At 41.7% G+C, this 14,871-nt stretch carries 13 protein-coding genes; 8 read left to right on the forward strand and 5 right to left on the reverse strand.

Features of this window, described 5'->3' with window-relative positions:
• Positions 1-29: 29 nt before the first annotated feature.
• A complete protein-coding gene (locus FFJ24_RS19875) occupies positions 30-953 on the reverse strand; it encodes a glycosyltransferase family 2 protein (RefSeq protein ID WP_246862667.1) in 924 nt (307 codons plus the stop codon).
• Between the two features lie 401 nt (positions 954-1,354).
• On the opposite strand from FFJ24_RS19875, the gene FFJ24_RS19880 reads away from it, so the two are divergent.
• Together FFJ24_RS19880 and FFJ24_RS19885 are read left to right on the forward strand one after the other, a co-directional pair.
• Positions 1,355-2,716, forward strand: a complete 1,362-nt coding sequence (locus FFJ24_RS19880; protein WP_210419402.1) for an MBOAT family protein — start codon at positions 1,355-1,357, stop codon at positions 2,714-2,716.
• A 2-nt stretch (positions 2,717-2,718) separates the two neighbouring features.
• Positions 2,719-3,630 (forward strand): hypothetical protein, encoded by a 912-nt coding sequence (locus FFJ24_RS19885; protein ID WP_138818902.1) that lies wholly within the window; start codon positions 2,719-2,721, stop codon positions 3,628-3,630.
• A gap of 47 nt (positions 3,631-3,677) precedes the next feature.
• Here FFJ24_RS19885 and FFJ24_RS19890 read toward each other — a convergent pair whose 3' ends face one another.
• On the reverse strand, positions 3,678-4,481 hold the full coding sequence (locus FFJ24_RS19890) for a glycosyltransferase family 2 protein (RefSeq protein WP_138818903.1): 804 nt from the start codon (positions 4,479-4,481) through the stop codon (positions 3,678-3,680).
• 186 nt (positions 4,482-4,667) lie between these two features.
• On the opposite strand from FFJ24_RS19890, the gene FFJ24_RS19895 reads away from it, so the two are divergent.
• The 6 genes from FFJ24_RS19895 (at position 4,668) to FFJ24_RS19920 (ending at position 10,931) form a co-directional block, all read left to right on the forward strand.
• A complete protein-coding gene (locus FFJ24_RS19895; RefSeq protein ID WP_138818904.1) occupies positions 4,668-5,567 on the forward strand; it encodes a glycosyltransferase family 8 protein in 900 nt (299 codons plus the stop codon).
• Between the two features lie 102 nt (positions 5,568-5,669).
• The gene (locus tag FFJ24_RS19900; protein WP_138818905.1) at positions 5,670-6,446 is read left to right on the forward strand and encodes a glycosyltransferase; all 777 of its coding nucleotides are present in this window, start codon (positions 5,670-5,672) and stop codon (positions 6,444-6,446) included.
• 129 nt (positions 6,447-6,575) lie between these two features.
• Entirely contained in the window at positions 6,576-7,556 is a 981-nt protein-coding gene (locus FFJ24_RS19905; RefSeq protein ID WP_210419403.1) for a hypothetical protein, read from the forward strand.
• Positions 7,553-8,890, forward strand: coding sequence for a flippase (locus FFJ24_RS19910; protein ID WP_138818906.1), 1,338 nt, complete (start codon positions 7,553-7,555; stop codon positions 8,888-8,890). Before FFJ24_RS19905 ends, FFJ24_RS19910 begins: the two co-directional genes overlap by 4 nt.
• Positions 8,887-9,705: an alpha-1,2-fucosyltransferase gene (locus tag FFJ24_RS19915; protein ID WP_138818907.1), complete on the forward strand. Its 819-nt coding sequence runs from the start codon at positions 8,887-8,889 to the stop codon at positions 9,703-9,705. Before FFJ24_RS19910 ends, FFJ24_RS19915 begins: the two co-directional genes overlap by 4 nt.
• A gap of 14 nt (positions 9,706-9,719) precedes the next feature.
• A complete protein-coding gene (locus FFJ24_RS19920; protein WP_138818908.1) occupies positions 9,720-10,931 on the forward strand; it encodes a glycosyltransferase in 1,212 nt (403 codons plus the stop codon).
• An 11-nt stretch (positions 10,932-10,942) separates the two neighbouring features.
• Here the strand turns inward: FFJ24_RS19920 and FFJ24_RS19925 are convergent, their stop codons facing one another.
• From FFJ24_RS19925 to FFJ24_RS19935, 3 genes are all read right to left on the reverse strand, one after another.
• Positions 10,943-12,163 carry a glycosyltransferase gene (locus FFJ24_RS19925; RefSeq protein WP_138818909.1) on the reverse strand — a complete coding sequence of 407 codons (1,221 nt, stop codon included), beginning with the start codon at positions 12,161-12,163 and terminating at the stop codon, positions 10,943-10,945.
• 24 nt (positions 12,164-12,187) lie between these two features.
• Positions 12,188-13,357 (reverse strand): acyltransferase, encoded by a 1,170-nt coding sequence (locus FFJ24_RS19930; RefSeq protein WP_138818910.1) that lies wholly within the window; start codon positions 13,355-13,357, stop codon positions 12,188-12,190.
• Between the two features lie 90 nt (positions 13,358-13,447).
• Positions 13,448-14,860: an O-antigen ligase family protein gene (locus FFJ24_RS19935; RefSeq protein WP_168202512.1), complete on the reverse strand. Its 1,413-nt coding sequence runs from the start codon at positions 14,858-14,860 to the stop codon at positions 13,448-13,450.
• Positions 14,861-14,871: the final 11 nt, after the last annotated feature.

Genomic DNA, 14,871 nt, shown 5'->3' on the forward strand with positions numbered 1-14,871 from the left:
AGATAATTATGTTTGGTATGTGTTAAGTTCTATTGAAATGAATTGGTACTGTTGCTGAGGTTCCAATAGACAGCCCTGCAGATGGCAGCGATATGCTTAAACTTGCCCCTGATCAGAAAGCGTAAAAAGTTTCTTGGAAAAACAATCAGACCAAAATAAATGCAGAACAGCACCTGTTTATAAAAAACGAAATGCTTTCTTACCAACAATATACGGTTTCTGTTCATATAATAAATTTTTAGTGGGCTATCTGCCCCAACAGAAACAGATTCCTTGTGGTAAATCAGGGCAGAGGTATTCACCCTGATCTTAAACCCTGCTTTCCGGATGTTCAGGCTCCAATCCATTTCTTCATAATAGAGAAAAAAGTTTTCCGCCATTAGCCCTGCGCGCTGACAGGCTTCACGGGATACCATCATTGCGGCACCATGTGCAAAAGCGGTGATAAAGACCCTGTGGTCATACTGCCCTTTGTCATCCTCGAACTGGCCCACACACTGGTTTCTTGCAGTAATGGAGGTGAGTTCTGTGAAACCAACATACTGGATTTTCCCGGGATGCTCAAAATACCTGATTTTTGGGCAAACTATCCCCGTATCAGGAAAATCCTGAAAAGTCCCAACCAGTGTTTCCAACAGACCAGCAGTAAATTCAGTATCATTATTAACAAGGAAAAGGTAATCTCCATCTGCTGCTCCTATGCCCAGGTTGTTTCCTCCTGCAAACCCAAGGTTCACCTCCGAGTGAATAAAGTTAACCTGAGGATACCTGTCCTGCCAAATGGGAATAAAATTTTCACTGCTGCCATTATCAACAATGATGATCTCTATATTAGGGTAAGTGTTTGTTGTGAAAATGGAGTCAAGTAATTGCCCGGTTACCGCTGGCTGGTTATAATTCACACTGATAATGGAAATTTTTTTGCCTGGCAGATTTTCAATCAGATTCATCATCGGTCGGTTACGCGTGTGGAAAGTTGTGGTCCATTTTTAAATTGCTCTTCTGTCTGCCGGTTTTGAGTATTTTCTTACGGCTACCTGGTTACCATGCCCGTCTATTTTTAACAATGATCAAATTTATAATAATAATAGTACTAAAAAGACTTAAAAGTTCAGTAAGGCGAAGCTATCTGGTAAATTTACGAACCAATCCAAATTATTTATCGCCATAATATTATCTTTACCACCGATTTACAACTGGGCGCTCTGCTGAAATGACCCGATTATTTAATAAAAAATTGCATTTATAAGTGTTCTGTTTATATCTTAGATTTTTTGAAATTTAGACCTGCATGCTCTTTAATTCCCTCAGTTTTTTTCTGTTTTTTACTACGGTCCTTCTACTTTACTATTTTTTGCCAAAAAAATATGTGTGGATGATGTTGCTGGCTGCCAGCCTGTTTTTTTACATGTGCTGGAAATGGGAATACATCTTTCTGCTCTTCTTCCCGGCAACCATAGATTTTTTCGTGGCCAGACAGATAGAGAAAACCACACCGCAGCGGCGAAAAAAGCTGCTCCTTTGCATCAGTATCGTCACCAACCTCGGGCTTCTTTTCTACTTTAAGTATTTTAATTTTTTTCTGGACAGCATTAATACAACAGCTGTATTATTTGGAGGCCAGGCCTTATTGCATAGTGCGAAGATTCTTCTTCCCGTTGGGATCTCCTTCTACACCTTTCAGAGTATAAGCTACACTGTAGAGGTTTACCGGGGAAATATGCCTGCAGAAAAGAATTTTGGCAGGTTCGCTCTTTTTGTGTCCTTTTTCCCCCAGCTGGTAGCAGGTCCGATCAACCGTCCGCAGGTACTTCTTCCCCAGGTTAATAACCTAAAGCCGCTCGAGGCTGACAACCTGATTATTGGGGCCAGGAGAATATTGTGGGGGCTGTTTAAAAAAGTAGTGGTAGCAGACAGGCTGGCTTTTTTTGTCAACCTGGTATATAACAATCCCGAATCATACCATGGCTTATCCATCCTTTGTGCAACAATATTTTTTGCTTTTCAGATCTACTGCGATTTTTCGGGTTATTCCGATATTGCCATAGGGGTAGCCAAAATGATGGGAATTGATCTGATGAGAAATTTTAACAAGCCCTATTTCTCTTCATCTATACGCGAATTCTGGAGCAAATGGCATATTTCCCTGTCTACCTGGTTCAGGGATTATCTTTATATCCCATTGGGAGGAAATAAGGTTGGGATGAGCCGCTGGATATTTAACCTGTTCATTACCTTTCTGGTGTCAGGGGTCTGGCACGGGGCGAGCATAAACTTCATTATCTGGGGAGCACTGCATGGCCTGCTGATCTCGCTTGAATCCTTAAATCAGCGAAAGAAGTTCTTCAATTTTAAACTCCCGCTATGGATGGGTACACTCTGGACATTCTCAGCGGTATGTTTTGCATGGATCTTTTTCAGGGCAAACAACCTCCATGATTCCTTCACCATCATCAAAAATCTTTTTGACTATGGTCATTCCTTTATCGCAGAGGTAAAACAATCAACGGGGACTGATCTTTACAACTTTGCTGTAGGCTTCCCGCTGATATTCCTACTGCTCATTTTTGAAGGCTTTTGGGGAAACCGGAAGGTACAGTATTATTTCTATGCCTACCGGTCGGTACGCTTTTTAAGCTATCTTACTCTGATCCTCCTCATCGCGATGTTCGGGGTACTGGTATCACAGAGCAGTTTCATTTATTTTCAATTCTAGCCATGAAGAATTTTTTTATTCAGCTATTTAAACTACTCCTGATCTGCTATCTCATCTTCTGGTTGCTGGATGAAGGTTTTACTTATGTATTTCAGAAAGGCAATTACACCAAGATCCAATGGCTGGACAAGATCAGCAACCGAGACTTCGATTTTGCCGTTCATGGAAATTCAAGAGCGTATACCTCACTTGATCTAAAAATGATAGAAGAACAGACGCATAAGAAAGGGATCAATATTTCAGTAGACGGAAGTTCGATCACCGACCAGTACCTGATGCTAAAGCTATTTATATTAAAAAATAACAAAATCAAAAAATTATATCTGCAGATAGACCCCTTCTCATCAAATACAGAAGAGATTTTTGATTTTGCTGTTCCTAAATTTTTTCCATATCTCAAAGAACCCGTGGTATTTGACCATTTCAAACAGTTTGGCTATGAATGGTATGCTTACAGGTATATACCCTTTTACAGGTATGCCAAATACAATACGCTATGGGGAATTCACGAGGTAATTAATGACGGATTTAACATCCTGCCCCAGGATTTCGACAGCTATGGAGATTTCTTCTATCCTAACGCCGGCTATAAAGGGCCCACGAAGCTGAGAGACCTGACTTTCGAATTGAAAGGGAAATACAAATTCCTGAATGACATCATTGCGCTCTGTAAGGCTAATAAAATTGAGCTTATCCTATTTACCGCACCTGTGGCCGACATTAAAATTGATGAGAAGTATAAACAGAATATAGCTGAATTTACCCTGCAGATGAGAAGGGATAAAGGGGTTGAATATTTAAATTTTGGAGACATTTATAAGCATGATCCAACATTCTTTTATAACGAAATCCACATTAACCAAAAAGGTGCAGAAGATTTCACAAAACGTATGATGCCTGTTTTTGCAAGGTAATGAATATTGCCAGCTGCTGGCCTTAATTCATTTACCCTTTCAGAAAATTAACCGCCAAATACTCTTGATATTCTTTTTAAAGAGCCCTTTATCAGTCCCCCGTCAATCTGTATTCTTCTGTCGGTGGTCCATGTCAGCGCCCTGATATCGGTAACCAGGTGGAGTTTCCCGAAGCCCTTATCGCGCAACTTTAGTGCGAGCCAGCCATCCTCATTCGTTCCCTCTGGATGGTCAAAACCGTCTACGGCAATTCCCTGCTCCCGTCTAAAGCCCGAATTAAATCCATAAACATTTACGGCCTCGTCTTTAAAAACCTTGTTGATCCATCGTGAAAATCTTGCCACGTGCTCATAAATGAAATAGGTTCCGCGACCTGTTTCTGCAATAGGCAAAAAAGCGAATCTTCCGTAGGTAAGTGAAACCCCTGCATTCTCCAGGGGCCTGGTCATCTGTTCGATCCAGTCTGCAGGATAAATGGTATCAGCATCAGCGTTCAGTATGTATTTACCCCTGGCGACGGCAAGACCTGAATTACGTGCAAAAGTTATTCCCTGTCTGCCCTCCAGGATACATTGTACACCGGTGCTCCTCACCAGAGCTTCCGTGTCATCAGTAGAATTATTGTTCACTACAATAATTTCCACCACTCTTTTTGTTTTATTGGCAGCCAGAGAGGCAAGAGTAGGTAGAATATTATCCTCCTCATTAAATGCCGGCATCACCACCGAAACTTCCGGGATACCATTAGAAATCGTTTGGTAAGCAGCATTAGCCTTAGCGCCCAACTCCTCCAGGGTAAACCGTTTATCAATAAACTGGGTAATATGTTCGGGAACTTTTATTGGCCACATGGTTTGAATTTTAAAACACAATATTAAATAAATACTTCAATAGTTTTAATGCATCGGTTATATTTGATCACGCAACCAGGATAAAAACTGCAAATTTTAGAGCATTGAGGTGTAAAAGATGAATAACAATTTTAATTCCTTAAATTTGCACGTTCTACCGAAACAAAAAGCCTCTAATTCAAACGAATGTCCAAACAAAGAGAAACTATCCACATTGTTATAGCAACGGATAACCACTACGCAATTTTATTGGCACCCTTGATCAGATCGGTACAGGTCAATCACAAAACCGGTGAGCAGATTGCTTTTGCGATTATTGATAACGGAATTTCCAGGATAAACCTTCAAAAGCTGAGATCAATGGTTGACGGGAATGATTATATCCTCACCTTTCATGATATGCAATCGGTACTTCCGGAAGGCATCCACCTTCCCCTGGACGGTACCGGGATGCCGCAGATTACCTATATGCGTATGTTTGCTCCTTATATTGTAGGCAGTAGCGCAAAACGTGTAATCTATCTGGATGTTGACATGATTGTGAACAGGGATATCGCTGAGCTATGGGCGGTGGAACTGGATGGCAGGACCGTTGGCTGTGTACAGGACCATTCGGCAACGGTAAGTTGCGAATGGGCAGGAATACCCAACTACCGGGAACTTGGGCTCGATCCGGAGACAAAATATTTCAATGCAGGCCTGCTGGTAATTGATATCGATAAATGGAAAAAAGAAAATATCCCGCAAAAAATACTGACCTGCGTGGAGGAAAATAAAGATTCGCTACTTTTAGCAGATCAATACGCCCTTAATGTGGTTTTCGCCAATAGCTGGAAAGAGCTCGATCACCGTTGGAACTGCAAAGCCGGTGTAGATGTAAAGGATCCCTTTATCATGCATTTTATTGATATTAAGCCGATATATTCATCTTACAATGGAAGTCAGTTTTACAAAAATGAATTTTTCCGCTATCTTAAAATGACACCCTGGGCAGACTTTAAAATTGTTCCCAATTATGTAAGGATTTTTAGAAAAGGGTTTTACAAAGTAAAAAAAACAGTCAAAAAAATCTTTGCTTTGAAATAAAATAATAATTTTATCAATGTTCACCATCCGTTTTCGTCAACTGCACCTTTAAAAGGTCAAAAACCGGAAGCGGAAATCTTTTCCAGTTAACACGATCAATACATGCAGTCAGAAGAGTTCAATTTTTCACAGGTCACCTTGCTGGTCACCCATTACAACAGGCCTGCATCTCTGGCCAGATTACTTTCCAGTTTCGCTTCACTGGGCTGCAGGTTTGGGGAAATTATCGTATCCGATGACTGCAGTACAGCCGAAAATCTCCTGTTGGTAAAAAAGCTCGGGGCAGAATTTGGATTCAGGCTCATTACCACGCCAGCTAATGCCGGACTCGGAAATAATATCAATAAAGGACAACGAAATGCGACCCTTCCACTGACACTTTATGTACAGGAAGATTTCGTTCCGCTCGCCCTGTTTCCGGAGAAACTCTCTGCATCAATCCGTTTTATGCAGGATGACCCTGCTCTGGATATCGTTCGGTTTTATGCCTATCAGCGTTTTCCATTTTTGAAAACATTTGCCCAGGGGTTTTCTGAAATGTATTTTAACCCTGCAGACATCTGGAGTACCTATAATAAATTCTACCTATACAGTGACCATCCACACCTTAGAAGAAGTGACTTTTTAGAAAAATTTGGAAACTATAAGGAAGGGGTTAATGTGGAAAAGGCGGAATATAGTATGATGATGTCATTTCTCAAACGCAAGGGCAAAGGATTATTCTATGAGGATTTTAAAGGTCTTTTTGAGCAAAAAAACTCAAGTGAAGAGCCCAGCACCTTTAAGCGGAACTGGAAGAGACATCCCTCCAATATTCTGATAGGAGTGGCCAGGCACCTTTACAGGCACATTAAATTCAACCTCAACTATTATTTTTAAGATTGGCCGGCACAGTCTTGTCTTTTTGATTAATGTTAACTTTATCCAGTAGGTGCCAGCTAAAATTAAGTAGTACCCTGGCTGGCATTAAAACAGAACAATGAGAGTGGCTACAAAACACCGTTTGACATGCTAAGGAAAATGATTATCAAAATTTTAGGTTTATATACAAAAATCCGGCACTATAACGTTCCCGCGAGTTACCGTTATTTTTTCAGGGATACCTATCTTTGCCAGGTGATCCAGTGGAAATACCTGATCAGGGATTATGTGATTAAAAAACCCTATAAGAAAATAAGCTTTAGCGGGGAGTTTACTCCTGACATCGCCTTTGCACTTCCATTTGCATACTGGCATTTCAAAAACGGGACTTTATTACAGACCGAGGGCGCAAAATATACCTCCGAACTGTATTTCTTTTCAGCAGACCATCTTGAAACTTTTGCCACCCGGACAACAACCGGAAACTATAATTTTGAGACACCGAGGATTCTTTATAGCCAGAATTACAACATGCGCAAATGGGCCCGGGTTCCTTTAAAAGAGATATATCACAATAATATCTACAGTTATCACAAGCCAATACTGATCATTGCCAACCGATACAATATGGAGTGGGACGGTCCGCCAGTCAGTTTTCTCAGCATAGCACTTTTAGATGAACTGTTTAACAGCTATAAATCTGAATACCAGATTATTTACAACAGGCCCAGACCGGAAAATATTACAAATGACAACAGCGATATTTACGATTTAGATGAATACGACTGGATAGAACGGGAGCACCCGGAAGTGCTGTTGATGGAAAACCTGTTTAAACAAAACCTGGGCAAGGCAAAGAATTTTAACCACTTCCAGTTGATGGTTTACGCAAATGCGGAACATTTTATATCCACACACGGCGGAACAGGTGCATTGGCAAGCTATTTTGGAGGCATTAATATCCTTCTGTCTAAAAAAGGGCCTGAACATTACTTTGGTTGTTTCACAAAACTCTATCCTAAATTTTCAGGCGCAGAGATACACCATGCAAAGAGTGACCAGGATGTGCTGGATCTTGCAGAAAGACATTTAAGAGGCAAATCATTATATCCAAATCAGGCTAAATGAGCGGGACAAAAAATAACTATTGGATTAAATCCGGGATTATCAACATCCTGCAGAACTTTTCAGGCACGCTGATCAACCTGGCGATATTTTTCGTACTGGTAAGGCTTCTTACAAAAAACGATTATGGGGTATGGGGAATTTTTCTTCAGACGGTTACTATCCTGGAAATCATTCGCAACGGCCTTATCCAGAGTGCACTAATCAAATTTATGTCCGGGTCTGAAAAGAAAGAACATTCAGACATTTTTTCTGCTACACTGACCATAAGCGGAAGCCTTACAGTCCTTTGCATTTTATTGAATCTGATCTTCGCCGGGTATCTCTCCAGGCTGCTCAAAGCACCGGAACTTGAACCCATGTTCCACCTGTATAATATTGTATTTATTTTTTCAGGGATCCTGACCCAGTTCAACTGCATCGAGCAGGCCAACTTTAAATATACAGGTGTTCTTTTCAGCGGCCTGGCCAGACAGTCTGTGCTGTGCCTGTTTCTGTTCATCTGTCTTTTTTTTCACTTTAAGACCGACCTGATCACCCTGGTTTATGTACAAATTTTAGCTGTACTCGTTAGTATCGCCATCTCCTGGGCCTATGTAAAAAATTTCATCAGCTTCACTTATAGGTTTAGTAAGAATTGGATCAGCCGGATATTCCATTATGGCAAGTATGCATTCGCCACTTCGGTCAGTTCCATTCTCTCTGGCACGATAGATCAGTGGATGCTTGCAGGTATCATTTCCCCGGCGGCCTCCGGCTCATTCAATATTGCAGTGAGAATCGGTAATCTCATCGATATCCCAACCAATGCTGTGGCCACTATTGTGTTTCCACAAAGTTCAAAACGCATAGAAACTGAGGGTAAGGAGGCCATTAAATATCTTTATGAAAAATCAGTAGGCACAATCTTAGCCATGGTAATCCCCGCGATCATCTTTATCTATCTTTTTGACGGACTGATCATCAGGCTTTTGGCCGGGGACAAGTATGCCGATACCGTTCCTATACTTAACATCACGTTACTTTATTGCATATTCGGCCCCTTTGGCCGGCAATTTGGGGTAATTATTGATTCTATCGGTAAAACCAGGGTCACTTTCATCATTGTAATTGTCAATACCTGCGTAATTTTGATGCTGAACTATTTCCTCATTCATCGATATGGGGTAATCGGAGCTGCGTACGCCACGCTTATTGCCAACATCTTCGGTTTTACCATATCTCAGATTATTCTGTGGAGAGAGCTCAAGGTAAATGCCCTCAATGCATTTATTTACGCTTATCGTTTTTATCCGGAATTCATCAATAAATATATATTAAAAAAAGCGAAGTTATGATCGGAGTAAAATTTATTGGAAGGCTTGGAAACCAGATTTTCCAATACGCTTTTTTTCAGTACTTAAAAACAAACAACAAAGAAAAATCATTTTTTTTTGTAAATCCCCATCATGCCTATCTGAGCAGATATTTTGATCTCGGGACTTTCCAGAACCTGACCTTATCTTCAAAGCTTTATTCGGTATATACCCGGATTTTACCAAAAATATTAAAATTCAACGAGATTTACATTGAAAGTATCCAGGTTCCACGCCCGGTAGAAGTGAAGGAACAGACCATCTACAAGGGCTTCTTCCAAACCGATTTTTATGTCAGGAATATCCCACAAGGATTCAACATACCAATCAAAAAAGAATTCACCGAGCGTTTTGAGGCGGAGTTTGGAGCTGTTTTCCGTACGAAAAAAACTGTTGTTGTCCACATCAGGAGAACAGATTACCTGAACTATGGCAAAAGAGACATATCCCTGCCAATGTCCTATTTCAGAACCAGGCTGGATGCCCTCGGCGATACAACAGACTGTGTGATCTATTTTGTTAGTGATGATATCGAGTTCGTAAAAACCTACTTTGGCGAACAGCCCAACTATATCTTCTCATCAAATAATGAGATAACGGATTTCCAGATTATAAAAAATGCCGACATCGCCATTATTTCCAACAGTAGTTTTGCCTGGTGGGCTGCATATCTGTCAGAAAAAAACAATACCGTATATGCACCCAAAAACTGGTTAGGCTTCAGCATTGGCAAGGAGCATCCAAAAAGGGTGATGACAGATAAATTTATCTGGTGCGACGTATTGACCGGGGATTAATTTAACAGAAACGGATGAAGATACTTCATATAACGGCTTATATTACCGGCGGGGCAGGAATCGCAGTCATGCGTCTCCATCAGGCGCTTTTGGAACAAGGCATCGGGTCAGAGGTCCTTTGTATGTATGCCCTGGACGAGAATCTCTCACCAGGTGTCTACAGAACTGATCAAAAAAGACCATTCATTGACCGTGTGTTCCATAAAGTTGGCATAGACAGAAATACAAGAATTAAGGGGGGACGGAAAGGTAAATATGAACTCTTTAGCTTCCCTTTTTCCCATTATCGGTTGGAGCATGATGCCAGGGTAAAACGTGCAGACCTTATCCACCTCCACTGGATATCCGATTTCGTGGATATCCCGACCTTTTTTAAAGCGATAAAAAAACCAATGGTATGGACCGCTCATGATCTAAACCCCATACTCGGCGGATTCCACTACGAACAGGACGTACTTCGCAATCCCGACTTCAGGGATGCGGAAGACCTGCTCCGCAGAAAAAAACAGGAGAGCATTCGCTCGTCAGGCATCCGATTTATTGCGAGCAGTAAGCTCACCATGCAAAAAATCGAACAATATCTTCCTGGTGTACCATGCAACCTGATCCCCTGTGTTCTCGACATTGCCGGCTTCAGGCGAATTGACAAGGCTGTTTCAAAGGAAGCGCTTAATATCCCCGGAGGTTCACTGATATTGGGAACGGGCGCTGACGATCTCGGAAACTACAGAAAAGGTTATTGGCTTTTGCTTGAGGCGATAGAAGGATTAGCACCTGATGAGAAAAAACTGATCACCATTTTAACTTTCGGGGCCATCAAAGCAAAAGTTAAGGATGATGCCGGGCCTGCCATTGATATAATCCGTTTCGAACCTGTGCATGATAAAAGATTCCACTCCTTGCTCTACAGTGCAATGGACTTTTTCATCAACCCCTCACTGGAGGAAACATTTGGACTTACCGGCACCGAGGCTATACTTTGCGGCACACCCCTTATTGCATCTGCAACGGGCGGAATGATCGATTATCTTGAGCCTGGAGTAAGCGGATATTTATTTAATCCTGGTGATGCAGTTGAACTGCGTAAATTGATCAGGGCAGCAATAATGTCAAAAAAAGAAAAAGCGGTAACTTTCGGCAGCTGCAGGGAAAGCCTCCTTGAATGGTACAAACTCAACGATCCCATAAGTAAACATATCAATCTGTACAGGGAAATGCTGACCTGAAGACAAACAGGTTAATTGTGACCTGTTTTTTCGCGATAAAATCCAGCAATCAGACTACTCAGTTCGGACATACGCCTTGACCAGGTATTATCAGCAGCAATTGATAACCTGTACGCTTTAGCCTCCTGGCTGTCATTTGTCAGATAAAAAGAAATCGCTGCCGAAAATTCATCTGCATTGCGGCAATAGCGGACGGAATCAAAGGTAAACTCCAACAGATCCATATTAAAATCTGTCGAAATCACAGGCTTGCCGGTTCCCAGATACTCAAACAGTTTAAGTGGAAAGATTGTTGCGCTTACTTCATCCTTTTTAAAGGGAACCATTGCAATATCGAACCCTTTCACAACTGCCGGCATCTCGTCATAGCGCACACTTTCGCGAAAATAAACATTCTTAAGTTCTTCGAATCTCGAGGGAACGAATTCCCTGGCAGTTGGTCCGACCAGCACAAAGCTTTTATCGGGATTCATCGTCGCCACCTGCATTAGCATTTCAAAATCAATACGGCGTTCTATTGCCCCTAAATAGCCGATAACCGGGCCCGGGATATCAGATACGGATGGGTGGATCAGCAGATCAGGATCCTGGGCACGTGAAGAAACCGTCAGGTCAGCTGCATTGGGAATAAAAAAGGTTTGCTTTTTCTTTTTGATTTTATCCCGGTAAAGTGCTTTACTTGTGCAAATCACAAGATCGCTATTGTTAATGAGCAGATCTTCGGAAAGAAATCCATGTCTCTCGTCGTAGTCCGTAATGATAGGGTCAACACAGTGGTAAATCTTCAGTACCGCCCTGGATAGCATTGTGGAAACACCAGGATAGTGGAAATTAAATGAATTGATAAAGATAAATTCATCAATACCTCTTTCTGCCATGATACGGTTGATCCTGGCAGAAATCCTGCGTTCGTTCCACAGCAATAACCAGCGGTAAATGCGCCCTTCGGGCAAAAAATTAATAGAGAGCAGCAAAGGCAGAATCAAAATCTTTAAACGGGGAGATTCCGTATCAAGAATTCCACTGGCCCCCTTTTTGAAATGGGGAATCCTTAAGGAAATCTCTGACTGCTGATTTTTTTGGAAGTAATCCTTGAGGGTATAGGGAAAATCCACATAGTACACCTCGTTATCTTGCGCCAGAAACTTTGCTGTATGATAACTGGTGGATTCAAATTTCCAGTCAAACCTGGTCGCACCCAATATCACAATTACCTTATCCTTTAGTTCCATATTAAAGTTATTACTTCACAAAAATTATCGCCTTTTCCACATAGCAGATATCTTCTGAGCGACCTTCGAAGGCCAGTTTTTATCCATAAAAGGCTTTTCAAAACACAGAAAAAATACAGCGCTTAATGCCAATACAACAGGAATAAACAGGGCCAGCTGCAAGAGAAGATTGATGGTATAATAACGTGTGAAGGTCAGGTATTTGCTAAACCTGATAAAGAATTCCGCAAAAGGGAGATGAATGAGGTATATGGTATAACACATTCCTCCTATGGCCATAATCCATCTATTGGTAATCAAACGGTTAATCAGATTCCCTTTAAATGCGGCAATAAAAAAAACGAAAAGACAGATAACTACAGCCAATCTGTTGATGAACTCGAAACCCCAGCTCCACAGACCGATAAGCCCAACAAGAGCCAGTATAGCCACTATATCATAAATCTTGCTTTTCCTGATTGAAGCCCAGTCACACACATAAAGATCTGCCACCATAAAACCAATCAGAAAGTAATGAAGATGGCCCAGGATCGAAAGACTGAATGGTGGCAGATACCACTTAAAATATTGTTGCAGTAACATCAATACCAGGATAAAGGCAATATTCAGACCACGTCTGAGCCCCTTTTTGCGTATTGTGAAGAAAAAATAGGAAAGAAAGGGAGCAAGGATATAGAACTGGATTTCAATTTCAAGGGTCCAGGTCGGGGGATTGAACGGAGACCAAACACCATAAAAGATAGCATGTGTATAAGTAATGTTGGCAAAATAATGCGGAAGATATTCAAAAAAAGATACATGGCGCTGAAAGACATAAACCAGGAAGAAAATACTGATCCAGAAAATATAGGGAGGTTCAAGCCGGGTTACCCTTCTCCAGAAATACTCTCCGATTCTGATCTTTTTTCCACCGGACAGGTGGTAGGAGGCAAATGGGAGTGCCAGAATAAACCCACTGATCACAAAGAAAATGTAAACGCCAAGGAAACCTCTGTAAGCCAAAAAATTGGCAAATGTATCCCCCCTGGGATTGATAAAATCGACAGCGGTATTTCGCTCAAACCGCTCATTTAAATGCTGTATGAGCACCGGAAGGATCGCAAAAAATCGCAATCCGTCAATTTCGCCGATGAGTTTCCTTCCAGAGGTGACCCTGGCCAGTTTATCGGGTATCGATTGTAGAAATTTATACATTATTCTTACTTTTCTTATATCCTTTGATAAAACCAAACACAAAAAAAACAACGGCGGGGATGACCAGGATTTCAAGTGGCATATCGAAAATTAATGATGTTTTTGAGGTTCAATTTTTTTCCCATCCAGACTATTGGCCATCAGTACAAATGACCATGACATATAAAGGATGACAACTGACGGGAAGCCGTTCATTACCTCATTGGCATAACTGCAAAAAAACAGGCCCGCTGTGCCCGATGTCAGTGCAATGCACTTCACCTTGAGTCCTTTATCCTGGATATTCCATACGGTCCCACAACACTTTCCAATCATAAACATGATCAGGGAAAACCATATCACCAGTCCTACGGGGCCATACATTACCCAGATCTTGACCCAATAACTGTCGGGTGGAATGTTGGACAAATATTTCTCTGAATTAAACTTGATCCCGTTCAATCCTATACTTCCCACCCCCGCACCGAAGGGTTTATTCTTCATCAGCTCCTTCAATTTGGCCTGATTGATCAGCCTGGCATTGAAAGAGTCGTTTTGGGGGTCTACCGCCGTGCGTAACCTTACAATCTGGTAATTCCCACTTCCAATAGTCGTATATTTAAGGAATCCAAACATAGCCAGGACCAGCAGGAGTCCTGCAAACAGCACCTTAAAGTTTTTGCTCAAAGAAACAGCAAAGATACTCGCCACCACCAGTGCAAAAAATGCTCCCCTGGTACCGGAGATCAGCATCCCATAAAAGAGTATCATCCCGGAAATTCCCAATGAAACCTTTTTCCATCTTTTAAAAGGCCCCAAGGCCATAACGAAGGCTATCGCAGCCATTGCCGCCTGCGAGGCCCCAAACTGGCCTGCATCGGTATAAAACGAAAATACCCGGAGCCTGCCATCAATAATATGTGTGGTTGCCCCCCCTTCATCAAGCCAGCGCTGCTCACCGGCAGAAACGCCCAAAAAGTATTGTTTTACGCCATAAAGGGTACCCAGAACAGAAAGGGAAATGATGACTATAAAAAAAACATCAAGGTCGCGCTTGCTCTTAAAGAGCAGAAACCCGAGGGGAGCAATCAGCAACCAGTTAAACGCTGTAAAACGCACCTCATTTAACCAGCCTAATAAACTGGCACCCTCGGGATTGACCAGTTCTATGATGTTAAGTGAAAACCAGATCAGCGCGATGATAACATGATCATTGCTGATTTCCTTCCATTTGATCTGTTTATAGTTATAAAGCAGCGAAAGCCAGGTAACTCCAAGTAAAACTTCCATTAAGGGACCAAAGGGTAACCCCGTGTTTTTCAACAAGCCCGCAATAAAGAAACAATACACCAGATAAGTGAGGAAACCTACTTTCGGATTGGAAAATAATGCAATCGTGAATACAATGCCCCCTGCAAATAGCAACGCAAAGAAAATGGCAAAATATTCAAGCTTAACGGTGAGCAAAGCAGAACCGACGGCAAATGAAAGCACAGCAGTAAGGATCACCAGCTTTCTTTTCATCTCATACGATA

The sequence above is a fragment of the Pedobacter sp. KBS0701 genome (genome assembly GCF_005938645.2).
GTDB lineage: Bacteria > Bacteroidota > Bacteroidia > Sphingobacteriales > Sphingobacteriaceae > Pedobacter.

Bases quoted from the DNA above. Each gene is read 5' to 3' on its own strand.
- FFJ24_RS19875 (WP_246862667.1), bottom strand. From the start codon at position 953: ATGATGAATCTGATTGAAAATCTGCCAGGCAAAAAAATTTCCATTATC.
- FFJ24_RS19885 (WP_138818902.1), top strand. From the start codon at position 2,719: ATGAAGAATTTTTTTATTCAGCTATTTAAACTACTCCTGATCTGCTAT.
- FFJ24_RS19890 (WP_138818903.1), bottom strand. From the start codon at position 4,481: ATGTGGCCAATAAAAGTTCCCGAACATATTACCCAGTTTATTGATAAA.
- FFJ24_RS19895 (WP_138818904.1), top strand. From the start codon at position 4,668: ATGTCCAAACAAAGAGAAACTATCCACATTGTTATAGCAACGGATAAC.
- FFJ24_RS19900 (WP_138818905.1), top strand. From the start codon at position 5,670: ATGCAGTCAGAAGAGTTCAATTTTTCACAGGTCACCTTGCTGGTCACC.
- FFJ24_RS19905 (WP_210419403.1), top strand. From the start codon at position 6,576: ATGCTAAGGAAAATGATTATCAAAATTTTAGGTTTATATACAAAAATC.
- FFJ24_RS19910 (WP_138818906.1), top strand. From the start codon at position 7,553: ATGAGCGGGACAAAAAATAACTATTGGATTAAATCCGGGATTATCAAC.
- FFJ24_RS19915 (WP_138818907.1), top strand. From the start codon at position 8,887: ATGATCGGAGTAAAATTTATTGGAAGGCTTGGAAACCAGATTTTCCAA.
- FFJ24_RS19920 (WP_138818908.1), top strand. From the start codon at position 9,720: ATGAAGATACTTCATATAACGGCTTATATTACCGGCGGGGCAGGAATC.
- FFJ24_RS19925 (WP_138818909.1), bottom strand. From the start codon at position 12,163: ATGGAACTAAAGGATAAGGTAATTGTGATATTGGGTGCGACCAGGTTT.
- FFJ24_RS19930 (WP_138818910.1), bottom strand. From the start codon at position 13,357: ATGTATAAATTTCTACAATCGATACCCGATAAACTGGCCAGGGTCACC.
- FFJ24_RS19935 (WP_168202512.1), bottom strand. From the start codon at position 14,860: ATGAAAAGAAAGCTGGTGATCCTTACTGCTGTGCTTTCATTTGCCGTC.